Source organism: Marinomonas alcarazii (assembly GCF_003208215.1).
Lineage (GTDB): Bacteria > Pseudomonadota > Gammaproteobacteria > Pseudomonadales > Marinomonadaceae > Marinomonas > Marinomonas alcarazii.
In genome coordinates, this window is the sequence record NZ_QKLW01000001.1 from 613,637 (window position 1) to 628,149 (window position 14,513).

Annotated in this window: 11 protein-coding genes; 9 read left to right on the forward strand and 2 right to left on the reverse strand. The window is 45.2% G+C overall.

Annotation, left to right across the window (positions count from 1 at the left end; all coding sequences use genetic code 11):
* The first annotated feature begins 7 nt into the window (after positions 1–7).
* The 9 genes from DFP75_RS02690 (at position 8) to DFP75_RS02730 (ending at position 10,919) form a co-directional block, all read left to right on the forward strand.
* Positions 8–1,687 (forward strand): cyclic peptide export ABC transporter, encoded by a 1,680-nt coding sequence (locus DFP75_RS02690; RefSeq protein ID WP_110571963.1) that lies wholly within the window; start codon positions 8–10, stop codon positions 1,685–1,687.
* Positions 1,688–1,811: 124 nt separating this feature from the next.
* Positions 1,812–4,145, forward strand: coding sequence for a TonB-dependent siderophore receptor (locus DFP75_RS02695; protein ID WP_110571965.1), 2,334 nt, complete (start codon positions 1,812–1,814; stop codon positions 4,143–4,145).
* Between the two features lie 99 nt (positions 4,146–4,244).
* Entirely contained in the window at positions 4,245–5,066 is an 822-nt protein-coding gene (locus DFP75_RS02700) for an ABC transporter ATP-binding protein (RefSeq protein ID WP_110571967.1), read from the forward strand.
* Positions 5,067–5,068: 2 nt separating this feature from the next.
* Entirely contained in the window at positions 5,069–6,091 is a 1,023-nt protein-coding gene (locus DFP75_RS02705; RefSeq protein ID WP_110571969.1) for a FecCD family ABC transporter permease, read from the forward strand.
* Positions 6,091–7,143, forward strand: a complete 1,053-nt coding sequence (locus tag DFP75_RS02710) for a FecCD family ABC transporter permease (RefSeq protein WP_110571971.1) — start codon at positions 6,091–6,093, stop codon at positions 7,141–7,143. Before DFP75_RS02705 ends, DFP75_RS02710 begins: the two co-directional genes overlap by 1 nt.
* A 50-nt stretch (positions 7,144–7,193) precedes the next feature.
* Positions 7,194–8,123: an ABC transporter substrate-binding protein gene (locus tag DFP75_RS02715; RefSeq protein ID WP_245926933.1), complete on the forward strand. Its 930-nt coding sequence runs from the start codon at positions 7,194–7,196 to the stop codon at positions 8,121–8,123.
* On the forward strand, positions 8,123–8,845 hold the full coding sequence (locus tag DFP75_RS02720; RefSeq protein ID WP_110571975.1) for a 4'-phosphopantetheinyl transferase family protein: 723 nt from the start codon (positions 8,123–8,125) through the stop codon (positions 8,843–8,845). Before DFP75_RS02715 ends, DFP75_RS02720 begins: the two co-directional genes overlap by 1 nt.
* A gap of 225 nt (positions 8,846–9,070) precedes the next feature.
* A complete protein-coding gene (locus DFP75_RS18760) occupies positions 9,071–9,355 on the forward strand; it encodes a 4'-phosphopantetheinyl transferase superfamily protein (protein WP_110571977.1) in 285 nt (94 codons plus the stop codon).
* Between the two features lie 223 nt (positions 9,356–9,578).
* The gene (locus DFP75_RS02730; RefSeq protein ID WP_110571978.1) at positions 9,579–10,919 is read left to right on the forward strand and encodes an OmpP1/FadL family transporter; all 1,341 of its coding nucleotides are present in this window, start codon (positions 9,579–9,581) and stop codon (positions 10,917–10,919) included.
* A gap of 111 nt (positions 10,920–11,030) precedes the next feature.
* Here DFP75_RS02730 and DFP75_RS02735 read toward each other — a convergent pair whose 3' ends face one another.
* Both DFP75_RS02735 and DFP75_RS02740 read right to left on the reverse strand, forming a co-directional pair.
* Positions 11,031–12,881 (reverse strand): GGDEF domain-containing phosphodiesterase, encoded by a 1,851-nt coding sequence (locus tag DFP75_RS02735; RefSeq protein ID WP_245926935.1) that lies wholly within the window; start codon positions 12,879–12,881, stop codon positions 11,031–11,033.
* A gap of 511 nt (positions 12,882–13,392) precedes the next feature.
* The gene (locus DFP75_RS02740; RefSeq protein WP_110571982.1) at positions 13,393–14,511 is read right to left on the reverse strand and encodes a DUF1513 domain-containing protein; all 1,119 of its coding nucleotides are present in this window, start codon (positions 14,509–14,511) and stop codon (positions 13,393–13,395) included.
* Positions 14,512–14,513: the final 2 nt, after the last annotated feature.

Sequence of the window (14,513 nt, forward strand, 5' to 3'; positions counted from 1 at the left end):
ATACATAATGAACATGATGAAACAGTTATTGTCCCAGTCGGGACGCACCGTTTGTCTCGCGCTTGTCTTGAGTTTATGCAGTGCAGCGGCAGGTATTACGATTGTCGGTGGTGTCAATCAGGCACTAGACTCCGGCGTGACGGATATCGGGCAAACACTGGTCTATTACTTAGGCTTAGTAGGGCTGCTATTTTGTTGTGGTATAGGGTCGCAGGTTCTACTTGTTGGTCTCGGACACAAGCTAGTGTATCGCCTTAGAGCGGATCTTGTTCAGCGTATTCTTAATACACCGCTGGTGAAACAAGAAGCACTTGGCGCCCCTGCTTTATACAATGTGCTGACACGGGATGTCACCATGGTAGCTAACGCTATCAAACAACTGCCAATTTCATTGTACAACGGCTTATTGTTAGCCGTTGGCTTGGTTTACTTGGCGTGGCTATCACCATTGTTATTTGGTTTTTTAGTAATGTTAGTTGGTCTTGCTGTATGGGGCGATATTCTGCTGGCTGGCCGGATAAAAAGCATGATGCAGGAAGTCCGTCGTCTGGATGATGATTTATTCCGTCAGTATGAGGCGGTGGTAGAAGGCCGCAATGAACTGGGGCTAAGCCATCCGCGTCGCCAGTTTCAGTTTCAACAGCGCTTTGAACCGACCGCCCAGCAAGCACGAGATACGGCGATTAAAGCCGAAGTGCTGTGGGCGATTAACCTTAACTGGACGACGTTATTGGTCTTCGTGCTGATTGGTTTAGTGTTTGTTGCGGGAACACTACTAGAAAGCGTTTCTCAAGAAGCGCTGGTTGGTTATGTGCTAGCGATTATGTTTTTGCGTACTCCTATTGCCATGATCTTAGAAGCGATTCCAGCGGTGATTCGTGGCAATGTGGCCTTGTCTGCTATTGAACACTTGGAGCTTAGTCAAAGCTCACAAAGCCTATCTGACAACGCCGTGCCAGTGACTAAGCCTGTCACCTTTCAATCGTTAGAGCTGCGTCATGCAGAGTATCATTACCCAACCCAAGGTGGCGAGTCCGGGTTCCAGTTGGGGCCCATTGACTTCAAGGCTCAAGCGGGTGAGTTGATTTTCTTAATTGGCGGTAACGGCAGCGGCAAATCCACCTTAGCGAAATTACTAACCGGATTGTATCTACCGACAGTCGGTGAGGTAGCGTTGAATGGTCATTTATTAACGCCAGAAAATGCCGAACAGCATCGCTCCTATTTTGGGGCGATATTTCCAAACTTTTTCCTGTTTGACGATGTGTTAGACGAGCAGGGCAATCTCGATAACCCTAGGGTTCAGCATTATCTCAAGCGTTTGGCGATTGATCACAAGGTGTCGGTTGACGGTGGAAGTTTATCAACTAAAGCCTTGTCTCAGGGACAGCGTAAACGTTTGGCGCTGTTACTACTGTATATGGAAGACCGACAAGTGTTGTTGCTTGATGAATGGGCCGCAGACCAAGACCCTCTGTTTCGTGAAGTCTTTTATCGTGAAATTCTGCCGGAGCTAAAACAAGCAGATAAAACAGTCATTGCTATTAGTCACGATGATAAATATTTCGACGCAGCTGACCGTTTATATAAGCTGGATCAGGGGCAAATACGACCTTATGTTGTAGGGCGTGACAGCTTGTTTGAAGAGATGAGTGAGCCGTCAGTACGAATAGCTCAAGATGTATAGGGATTATCATTTTTTCGTAAGTTAAGTAGTGAAAAATAAATCAAATGATATTGATAATGGTTCTTATTAATATTATTATACAGCTATATTAAAAAATGACATGCCTTCTAGGAGCTATTCATAGATGAAGATTACCCCTTTAGCCCAAGCTATACGCAGTGCCTGTACTATGACTTTAATGGTTACCCCAATGCTAGCAACTGCAGAGGATGTAAACAGTTTTCAGTTAGATATGCTATCGGTGTATGGCACAGACTTAAATCGCTATGAATTTGATGAAGCTAATTCGGCAACAGGTTTTAAGGCTGATGTGAATGAATTGCCTCGTTCAGTACAAGTGCTTCCAGAGCAGCTTATTCTTGACCAAAATTCAGACACGCTAGAAGATGTGCTGCAAAACGTTGCAGGTATTACCCGTGCCCACGGCTTCGGTGGTACCGAAAGTCAGGTAAACATTCGTGGTTTTGAGAATAGTCACCTGTTTGTTGATGGTAACCCAGTGAGTAACCGGTTCAATGTGGATGTGGCGACGATTGACCGTGTTGAAGTGATTTTAGGCCCTGCATCAGTGCTTCATGGTCAAGTTAGCCCAGGTGGTTTGATCAACATCATTACCAAAAAGCCAGAGAAAAAGTCAGCGCACAGTGTGCAGCTTGATCTAGATGAGTACGGCGAACAGAAAGTTACTTTGGATAGCACTGGGTCTTTGTCAGATAAGATTCAGTACCGTGTCATCATTGCCCAAGAAGATTCGGACAGTTACCGAGAAGTACGCACCGAAGGTGGCGATCACGCGGCTAATAAAGAAGCGCTAACCATTGCTCCGTCTTTGAGCTACACACCCGATGCAGACAACACTTACACGATTAGCTTCTTGCATGCCAAGCAGAATTTGCCAATTGACCGTGGCGCTGTAGCCGTTGAAAACGGTACAGGTGGTTTGGACATCGCGGATATCCCAGTGGAGCGTCGCTTAGGTAGCCGTTACGATGAGCGTGATAGCACAGAGCAAAAAGTTCAGTTTGATTTTGACCATTACTTCAAAGGTGGTTGGAAGAACCAATTGAAACTTGGTTATTACGAAAAAGAGTTTGATGATTATCAAGCGCGCCCATACCGTGGTCTAAATGACAGCTGGACTCAAGGAACTGGTGCAGTCGATTTTTCAAACCCAGCTAATCTGCTTGAGTTGAGGGGCGCTCAACAAGGTTCGGCTGTTGCAACCAATGGCTTGCTACTTCGCACGGCGGACTCTAACCTAGATGTAACCGAAGACAGTTTGTTCATTTCGGACAGCCTAACAGGGGATTATTACGCCGCTGGTATCAACAACACCTTATATGTTGGCGCAAACGTTCACCAGCGTAATGTGAAACACTCTGATGGCTTTGGTTTAGTCGATGTATCCAATGTATTCGGTGCAGGTGTTTATGCGCCAGCGTTGGATGTGGTAGACATCTACAGCGACAACAACCCAGCCTACTCGAAAGTTTCCCAAACTAAAGTGAGCACCAACGATGCTCAGTACACTGAAATGGGTTTTTCGATTCAGAACTTGTCTTATGTAAACGACAACTTTAATGTGTTAGCGGGTCTACGTTACGACCGCTATGAAATTGACCGTGATGATACTATCTATTATCAACAGGGGTCGGGCGGCACATTTACCCAGCAGGCGGAAGCAAGTCGAGTCAAAATCAAAGGAGATAACGATAACATTAGTGGTCAATTGGGTGCTATGTACCGTTTGAATGATGAAGTGTCGGTTTATGGTTCTTGGTCTGAATCCTTTACACCAAACTATCCTGATGTTACAGCAGGTCAGGTGACTGGCAGCGATAATATGGCGCCAGAAGAAGCGACCCAATATGAGCTTGGCGTTAAGTCTAGCTTTATGGATGACAAACTGCGTTTGACGGCTTCGGTTTATCAACTAGAGCGTAAAAACGTAATGACCTTTGAAAACTTGTTAGCCAAACTAAACGGTGAAGAAGAAACCAAAGGTGTTGAGTTGACAGCAACCATGCAGTTCATGCCCGGCCTGAACGTATTAGCGTCTTATACCCATATGGATGCTGAAATCGTAGATGATAACGACGACAGTGTAGACCGCGAAGGCAACACGCCTTATGGCATTCCTGATCAAAAAGCGCGTATTTGGGGGTCATACGAAGTTCAAGATGGCGCTCTGAAAAGCCTAGGTTTTGGTTTAGGTGCTGAGTACGTTGGCGCTCGTTATGGCAACGATGATAACAGCTTTAAGCTGCCAAGCTACACAGTCTATGATGTGTCAAGTTGGTACTACATCCCAGTTGGGGATGACAAGCAATTGCGGGTTCAGGCAGGTATTAAGAATCTAACGGATGAAACTTACTACCCAGCAAACCTTGGCAATGCCTTCCGCATTAACGTAGGTGATCCGCGAACTTTCTACATGTCGGCTCGTATGGATTTCTAGGGTTTAGAAAGCTAGTTTTCTTTTAGATTAGCGGCTTCCTTAAGGGAGCCGCATTTTTTGTTTATAGATACTCTTCATTTTGGGTATAAGGAAAATGGGATGAGGTTAAGTGTTGAGAATCTAAGTTTTGGTTACCGCAATCAGTCGGTATTGAAGAACATAGATTTAACCTTTCCAGATGCGGGGTTAACTGTATTACTTGGCGGTAATGGCTGTGGTAAAACGACTTTGCTGCATACCTTGGCGGGGTTGCTTACCCCTAAAGAAGGCCGCGTTCTGTTAGAACAAGCGCCATTCTCTTCATTAGGGCGCAAAGCCATTGCGCGTAAGTTGGCATTGCTGCCACAAATGACCTCGGCTCCCGCTGGAGTGACAGTGCGTGAATTGGTAATGCAAGGGCGTTTCCCGTGGCAAACATGGTGGCGACAGTGGTCTAAGGCGGATCAACAAGCCGTTGACAGCGCAATCCAAGCTACAGGTATTGAAGACCTAGTCGAGCGGCCATTAGAGCAGCTTTCGGGCGGTCAGCGCCAACGTTGCTGGGTGGCCATGACTTTAGCGCAAGATACGCCATTATTGCTACTGGATGAACCCACGACTTATTTAGATATTGCCCACCAAGTAGAGTTAATGAACCTCATCGCGCAGCTGTGTGCCCAAGGCAAAAGCGTGATAACCGTCTTGCATGATCTTAACCAAGCTGCTGCGTATGCTGACCATATGATTATGATGAAAGAGGGTAGTATTTACGCCCAAGGTGATGTGGAAAATGTCTTCACTCAAGATAACCTGAAAGTCGTCTTCAATCTGGATGCAGACATTATCCGAGAGCCAAGACGGCAGCAGTTATTATGCGTACCACATACGGATCATGATGGCATTGTTGCGGACAGTCCTATGCCCGTGGCTAAGGTAGGCTAAGCATGAATGACAGTACAAGCGTTTCAGCCTTGCCAAAGTCTGGGGGTGTCAGCCTCAAATTGATGGGGATGTTGGCCGTAGGTCTGCTACTACTAGTGGTTTGCTGGCTGCATCTTGCGTTAGGGGCCAAGTCTATCGATTGGGCCTTGGTTTGGCAGGCTTTGTTTAACTACGATGCTTCCGATAGTGAGCAAATATTAGTACGTGAAATGCGTATGAGTCGTTTGCTTGTTTCGCTCGTTGTGGGCGCTGCGCTGGCGCTGGCGGGGGTACTGATTCAAGCTGTCAGCCGTAACCCTCTAGCCGACCCCGGCATCTTAGGAATCAACAGCGGTGCGGCGTTTTTTGTGGTAGCTGGGTTGTTATTTGTGTCCGGCAGCCGTTCTGTCTCGGTTCCGTTATTGGCGTTTTCTGGTGCCTTATTTGCCGCGCTGTTGGTGGTTATGCTCACGGGGCGCCAGCAAAGTTCGGGGCGCATGATTTTGGCTGGCGCAGCCGTGGCGGCACTCTTTTCAGCTATGACCGCGGTACTGTTACTGGTGGATCAACAAGGCTTAGAAAAGCTACGTAACTGGCTGACAGGCAGCATCAGTGCCTCCGATATTCGCAAGCTAGACTGGGTGTGGCCGTATCTAGTACCCGCTATGGTGGGTTCGTTGCTATTGGCAAAGTCACTTAATGCACATCATTTGGGCGATATGGCAGCGTCTGGCCTTGGTGTAAAAGTAGGGCGGTTAAAGTTACTGTCTTTGTTCGTCATCGTCGTGCTATCTGGTTCGGCGGTCGCCTTGGTTGGGCCAATTGGCTTTGTTGGTCTAGTGGTGCCACATATGGCGCGTTTTGTGATTCGCAATGACTTTCGTTGGCTCATTCCCTATGCCTTGTTGCTGGGGGCGATTGTGATGGTTAGTGCGGATCTCATGGGGCGCTTATTAGTGCGGCCATATGAGATTAATACGGGGATCGTTACCGCCCTGATCGGTGCGCCATTCTTTATTGCTCTGGTTATTTGGAGGGTACGTTGATGCGTCAGTTAACGTTTAATCGCCCGATTATTTGGCAACCATTGCCCGGCATGATACTCAGCACTCGTCTGATGGATATCCTTTGGTTGCTGGTGTTTGCTGCACTGTTAGTGGCATGTGTGGTCTGGGCGGTCAGTACGGGCAGTTATGGTTTAGACATCAACAAGGTAGTGCAGGCTTTGCTAACCCCTGAAGCGGTGCCTGAGCGACAAGTGAATCTGGTATGGGAGCTGCGTTTACCTCGTATCATGGCGGCGGTTTTGTGCGGTGCGGCGTTGTCTGTTGCGGGCGTGATTATGCAAGCGATTACTCGTAATCCACTGGCGTCGCCGGGGTTAACAGGGGTCGAATCGGGCGCCAGCGTGACCTTGTTGGTGTTGTTGATTCTGTTGCCCAATGCCTTGCCACATTATTTATTGCCTTTAGCGGCTTTAATAGGTGGCGGTGCTGTCGCGGCTTTTGTTTACATATTGGCTTCTTTACGGGGCTTTTCACCGTTGCGTTTGATTCTTGTCGGCGTGGGCATCACGGCGCTATTGTCGTCGGTATCGGATTTATTAATTACCTATGGTGATATTGAGCGGGTTGAATCCGCTTTGATCTGGTTAAGCGGCTCTTTGCACCAAGTAACATGGCCCGATATCCAAGTCATGGCATGGTGGTCGATAGCCGGGCTATTGGTTTGGTCAACCTTCCGTACTTTGAATTTATTACGCCTAGGGGACTCGGTGGCGTTGAGCCGAGGGGTTAATCCTAAAGTGATGATTCCTGTTTTATTGCTGTTGGCGGTGGCGTTGACTTCGGCCGCAGTGGCGACGGTGGGTACTTTATCCTTTGTCGGCTTGATGGCGCCGCATATTGCGCGGCGTTTTTGTGGTGACCGCCATGGCGTGTTGATCCCGATGGCGGCTATGGTTGGGGGCTTGATGGTGTTACTGGGTGATACCATCGGGCGCATTCTGTTTGCGCCATTGCAGTTACCGAGTGGGCTGGTGATCGTTATGATTGGCGCCCCTTATTTTGTCTTTTTAATGCGCAAAATGCGCCATTGAGTTTAGGCCCAGTGACATTGGGCGATAAATAAATGCTAAGAGAGGTAAAAGTGAAGTTAATCAAATATCTCACCAGTGTAATCTTGGTGTGTTTAGTAAGCACAGTGGCAAACGCTGCCGAGATGCGTGTCTTTGAAAACCGCTATGGCAAGGTGGAAGTGCCTGTACATCCTCAATGCGTGGTGTCTTTGCATGACTTTAGTCTCACCATTCAACTTATGGAGCTTGGTGTTAAGCCATGCGGTTCTTCGGCGCGTAAGAAACTCTGGCAAGACCCTTACTTTCGCGGTGCCGAGAATCGCTTTGATATGAGTAATGTACAATATATCGGTAGTCATAAAGCACCGGATGAAGAGGCCATTGCAGCGTTGCGCCCAGATTTGATCATCGGCATGCAAAGTCAAATTGGCTTACAAGAAAAGCTTTCACATATTGCGCCGGTGGTCATTTTGCCAACCGATGAATTAAGCATCAAAGAATGGGCTGCCCAGCTTGCTGATTTGGTGAATCAAAAAGGCCGTTACCAAGACCAGCTTAAAGAATACAATGGGGTTGTTAGTGAGTTTAAGCGGATTATCCCACATCCGGAAAAGATCACGGTGACCACGCTGGAAATGTATGAAGACAGTATTTATCTAATCGCTCGTGGCGGACTTGGCGAAGTCATCAAAGACTTTGGTTTGAGCCGTCCTACTGTCTATAATGAGGCCAAAGAAGGTTTGGAATATAGCTTAGAGCGTATGAGTGATTTCGACGCCGACTATATTATAGACACTTATGAGCCGTTATATAATAGCCGAGAAGCGACCCAGTCAATACGTGACTCCAAGCAATGGCAAGATCTATTTGCCGTGAAACACCACCAGTTTCTCTATTTCAACCGCAGCCGCTACGGTGAATCTATGGGGGGGCTGATTGGTAATGCGTACTTGCTGAACTCACATATTGCCGAGCGTGATCGTACATTAATGGAAGAATAATGAGCCGCTTTGACTCAGCTATAGACATGGAAAACGGATTTATTTCACAGCAAGGATGTCTTACGGCGCCCTTAAAAGCATCTTGTTCAAGTATCTATTGGTGTCGGTTTGATGTCTCTCGCTATGAAGCAGACCAAGCGGCTATGCTCGATATTGCAGTCCCCAGCTCCCTAAATCGTGCTGCACCTAAACGCCTTGCTGAGTTTGTTGCAGGGCGTAACTGTGCCAGACAAGCGCTCTATGAATATGGCGCAAGAGCATTGCCCAGCATCGGCGATCAACGTCAACCGATTTGGCCTAACGAGCTTTGGGGCAGCATTAGCCACAGCGACGGCATTGCCTTAGCTGTGGTGTCCCCAGACCTAAGCATTGGCCTTGATATCGAATGCATCGTGTCAGAAAAAACAGTGCAAGACACCAGCCACCTAATTCTTACCTTAACTGAGCGCAATCGCTTTCAAGGGCTTCTTACCCCTGAACTCTATACCTTAATTTTTTCCGTAAAAGAAAGCTTCTACAAAGCCGCCTTTCCCTATGTACAACGCTTCTTCGACTTTTCTGCTATAGATGTCATTGATATTCAGTCAGAACAACAGCAATTGACCTACCGAATTAACCAACGCCTAACCGACGACCTCACCACAGACGTGACTGGGCAAGCGTACTTCTCCCGCCCATTCCCAGGACATATCATGACTTTTTTGGCGTTAAAAACCGTCTAGTAAATTTAACAAAAAAAATTGATAGCTTTACTAAGCGGTTTTTCAATTTAAAGCTCAAGATTTAGAGTTTAAAATTACACTAAGAAAGTGCATATGTTGATAAATAATAAAATGTCATTGGATGAAATGATTTTTGTGAACCGGGCGAAACGCCTCATCCAAATACTTTGATGAAGTTTACATAACCACCAATTTTTATCAGCTGATGTAAGAAACATTTCACATATGAAGCGATTTAATCGTAGGTTGACGTGCGAGCTGTTCACAGCCATCTTCTCCTTCAAAGAAAGTCTCAACAAAGCCGCTTATCTGCTCGTTAACCGGTTCTCCGACTTTTCTGCAGTAGATGTATTAGATATTGACTGGTTAAAAGGCACACTTATCTATCGAATAAATGAGGATTTATGTTGGGGCCTGACCACTGGCACACAGGGCTCTGCGTCTTTCCTTACCCCATTCCTAAATACAATCTTAACCATAGTTCGCTTAGGCAAAGTGAATGCCCACTAATTGAATAAATCATCACATATTATTACTGACCTGACCTGACCCTAACTACTCCACGTAGATCTTTGTGACCGCTATTTATTATGTGATGAAATAATTTACAAATATTGTATTGCGTAAGACATACTTGCTGGTAATATCAGCTTATGTGCTTCTATACTTGAGGCGTATAATTGGTTCATGATGAACAATGAAATTCCAATAAAAATAACAATGGAGCTTAATTATGACTATCCCTTCAAAATTCTTGTTTCGTGCAAGTTTGGTTGCTGCTTCTGTTGCTGCAGCGTCATCAGCTTATTCGGCAGGTTTTGCTTTAAATGATCACAGTGCTACAGCTTCGGGTAAAGCCTTAGGAGGGGTGGCAGCTTCAAATGAAGACATCTCTTCCAGCTTCTGGAACCCCGCTTTACTGACCAATGCAAAATCAACAACTGTCTATGTGTCTGGCGCTTATGTGATGCCGACAATGGATGTGACACTGAATTCAGCCAAGGATGCTACACCAGCTTTAGCTGGGGGGGCTAAAGATTTATCAGCTGATGGCGCTACAAACGATTCCGTTGATAACACCTTGGTGCCTGCTTTTTACTTTGCTAAGCCGATTAATGAAAGAACAGTTGCTGGTGTTTCCTTGAATGTGCCATTTGGTTTATCAGGGGATTATGGGCAAGATTGGGCTGGACGTTTTCATGCGACAGAAACAGCGATTCAGGATATTGCTCTGAGTTTTTCTCTAGCGCATCGTGTTAATGACTGGGCATCTGTTGGCGCGAGTGTTCAGATTCATAAGGCGGAAGTTGTTCTTGAGTCTGCTGTTGGTACTTCTACTGCTGCGGCGGGTGGAGAAGGTATTGGTCGGATTGAAGCGGATGATACCAGTTATGGTTACAGTCTTGGTGTAGCGTTAGAGCCAAGAAAGGGGACTCGCATTGGTTTGGGATATCGTAGCGAGGTAAGCTTTGATTTTAAAGGCGATGTTAAATACCAAAATGTTGCTGGTGTAAATCAAGGGCTTACTACTGCTGGAGCGGGATACCAATTAATTAACGCTAATGTTACTGACTCAATTGATTTTCCATCAGTGCTTACACTTGGTGTTGAACAGGATTTGACGCCTAAGTTGGTTTTAGGTCTTAGCGCCATACGCACCGGCTGGGGTTCAATGGATGGCATTAATATTGACTTTGATAGTAAGCAACCAAATTCAGTGCTTACTTTTGGGTTTGAAGACCAGTGGATGTATTCTGCAGGTTTAACTTACGCCTATTCAGATAAGCTGACCTTGCGTACTGGTGTTGCCATGGATGATTCTCCTGTGACGGATGAATACCGCTCTGCACGTACGCCAGATGGTGATCGTAAGTGGATTTCTTTTGGTGCTACCTATGACTTTAATGAGATGACGTCTGCGACTTTTGCCTTTACTCATGTGATGATAGACGATGTATCTGTTGATCGTGATTTCACTGCGACAGGCGAGGAAGATGCTTCTCGTGGTACTTTAGATGCAGATTACAAATCGTCTGCCAATGTTATTTCTGTCGCGATGAATATGGCGTTCTAATCTATCCCTTTCAGGTTTAGCGCTTAAAAAAGCCAGAGTTCAATTTTGAACTCTGGCTTTTTAGTGTCTGGGAACTGGTATTTTGGGGTGCTACTTCTTATTGGCAGGAACTTAATAAACCATTCGTAGTTCTTTGGCTTTGGCGTTGTCTTGTGCCGTCCAATCAGACAGAGGAGAAGGCTTAGCAAAATAGTAGCCTTGTAGTGTGTTACAACCTAGAGCAGCCAATAATGTGGCTTGTTCTTTTGTTTCTATGCCTTCCGCAATGACTTTCATGCCAAGAGACTCGGCAAGCTTTATCGTTGATTTAACAATGTCTACATGGCGTTGATCGCCAGGTAAAGGTGTGACAAAGCGGCGGTCAATCTTGAGTATGTTAGCTGGGATATCTACAAGTTGGCCTAGAGAGGCTTGTCCTGTTCCAAAGTCATCAATGGCGATGGAGTAGCCATATTGAGATAAGCTTCTTAAGCGTTTATGGATTAGGGGGTGTGTCATTACCGAGCTGGTTTCGGTTATCTCTAGTTCCATCATATCCGCCAACCATGGATTGTCTGACACCAAAGTCATAAGTAGGGCGAAGAAGGTATCATTCATTAATTCTTGGCCAGCTAGATTGAAAGCAATGGGTGTATAAATGTGCTCCTTGTGCCATTCCGATAAAGTAGCGACAAGCTCACGAACGAGGTTTTCGGCCAATAAAGGCAATAGGCCAAGTTTCTCGGCAATTTTTATAAAGGTGGTAGGAGGAATGAATTTCCCATTATTTTGCCAGCGGGCTAAGGCTTCAAATGAACATATTTGCCCATTTGGAGAAACTTGTGGCTGAAGCCAAATCTTGATGTCTTTATTCTTGATGGCAGCGCTGAGCTTCAAACCTAGCTTATGCTCTTCAATGAGTTTGTTTTCAAGGCTGTGATTGTAGTAGGAAAGTCGCTCTGTGCTGTTTGAATATTCTAGTGCCATCTCACAGTGTTCTAATAGCTCTTCTGCGTTTTTCCCATCGGTGTGGTAATAAGCGATACCGACTTGATAGTCCATGTTCAGGCGGCTGCCATTGATCATGATTTGATTAGGCAAAACAGAACGGATAAGTGTCGATAGGTTTTTTTGAATTAGGTAGGCTTGTCCAAGCGGTACAAAGCAAGCGAATTTGACGCCACGTAATCGACCTATAATTGCTTGGTCTGAAAGCTTATTTTGAAGTGTCTTAGCGAAGTTTAGAATAACTTTGTTTGCGTTGTCTTTGCCATATTGTTTATTAAGTAGCTTGAACTGGCTGATTCTAATGATAAACATAGCACCGGTTAGGTGCTTATCTTGCTCTGCAATTCGTTGGTTTATCTGACGGCAAAAATGTCTATGGTTTGGCAGCAAGGTCAGCAAGTCAAAATGCGCTAATCGACTATTGGTCTGTTGAGTGTTTTCGAGTTCTTGCTGGATAGCATACAGCTGCGTATTGTTCTGTAGGTGAAGTGCGTAATGTCCATGTTGCGTCAATGTGACGCGACGCATTTCTATATGCACGGCACTGTCTTGTTTTAATGTGCACTCTACAAGATTAGATTTCCAAAATGCGTTCTTACTATCGGATACCGGTGTTAGCCAATCTATTATGCTAGAGTCTACAAAGTCATGTTGCTTTGGCCCTGTTAGTAATTCACGAGCTAGTTGATTGGCTTTTAATATTTTTCCTTTCTGATCACATAGTAGAGTCGGTGTCCCTGTATTTTCAAAAAACTCTTCATACATAGCGTAATTATCGTTGAGTTTTTTGTTCAGTAGTCTCATGTGGGAAACATTGTTTTCAAGCATCTGGATGATTCTTGAAACAGCAAGTGGTAGGCCAATATTGAGTGTCACAAAAGTAAGCAGCTGGAAGTAAAAAGACGTAGCATCAACTTGCTCAATGTCATTGCTTTTTATTGCTACTAAGCAAAAAGGCAAGAGGTTAAAAGCCATAGCTGCTAGCGACGCTTTAAAGCTGAATAGAAGCCTGGTAATAAGCGGTAACGAGTATAAAGAGACCAGTGCGTATTTTTCAGCATAGGACTCATTACTAAAGTTTAAGAGTAAAATGCTCGTGGTGAGCAGAACCAAAAGAAATAAAACCGCAGTGACTTTTGTGTACTTGTTACTTAGTAGAAGCAACCCAACCAGCAGGCCAAGATAGAGTGTATTTAATCCGATTAACGCAATATCACTATGTGTGAATAAAAAGTGTAAGTCTGAGATGGCAAAGATGCAGATGGTAAGCGCTAATAAAATTCTGAGTGCGCTTTGCTGGAAGGTCTTTTTGCCTCTTCCAAAAGAAGCGTCAGAGTCGGCTAAAAAATAAGTTTTAAGAAAATCAATAAACATTAATCAACTTCATAATGCAAAAGAATATAAGCCACAGTTATTTATGGCTTACGTAAGACAGTACCTAAAAAGTGCTAATTTGACTATGTTAGTTTTGCATTTAAATGAAAATTTACGCGGTAATTGGGTGTAAATGATTGTCCCAATGTAAATCTGTATGATTTTCGATCGATGTGGTTGTGCTTTGTACAGGGTTGCTTTTCAGTATCGATCCGGCTCCACTGGATAACATAAATTCATGCGGGTTGTTGGTGGCTGAAACACCACAAACATCACGGCAATTATCAATACCTAAAAACGTTTTTGAATGGACATGCCAGTAGGCCACTAAGCCGCCCCTTGGGGTGCTTACCGCCAATACCTCCCCCGATGAATCGAAACAAACACTTCCGCAATATTGCTTAAAGCGTATTCTTACTTCTTCTGGAATAGGCAAGTAGTCAAGATTTGATTGCTCAAGCCGGGATAGGGCGACAAGAGGGACTTGATCCCAGATGTCACCTTGATATTGAAAGCCCAGTGCCACCGTACCTTGCTGATTCACATCCAGATGGCGGATGCTTAACTGATGCAAGTCAGCGCTATTTTCGGATTGATTTAATACTTTTCCATTATCTAAATTTAAATAAGTGACATTGGGTTTCATAGTATCCAGATTCAATATTTTTCTGTCTTCATCTGGATGAGTCATGAGGCCGCCGTTGGCAATGACCAAAACATTATCGCCCCAAAGAACGGATTCATGGGGGCCAATACCCTCACTGTTAAATGATTGAATAATGTCACCGCTTGGCCACTGGCGAATGAATATCTTGCCTTGTCCTGATGGGTAATGGTTCTCTTGAGTGATAAGACGTTTGCCATCTTTGCTGAAAAGGGCATGCCCATAAAAATGATGCTCTTTGCTAGGCTCGATACGAGTAATTCTTTGGCCGGTTGAAACATCAAAGAACTCTATAAAGAATCCTGGCCTGCGGGCAACAATTCCAACAATACTTTGATTAGGGTGAACAACAGGAGCGTGTGCTCTATCTGTGAGTGGCGTATTCCATATAAGGCTCCCTTGTTCGTCAAACAAACCAAAGAAGTGCTCTTGCTTACCCAGAGAATATGCAGAGGCATACAGCTTTTTCCCTGGGTTCTGCTGGGTTAATGCGGCCCATGAGGGGGTAGTTATGACAACACCGCTCAAAGCGCTACCCATTGCAAGGAAAGATCGTCTTGAAAGCATCT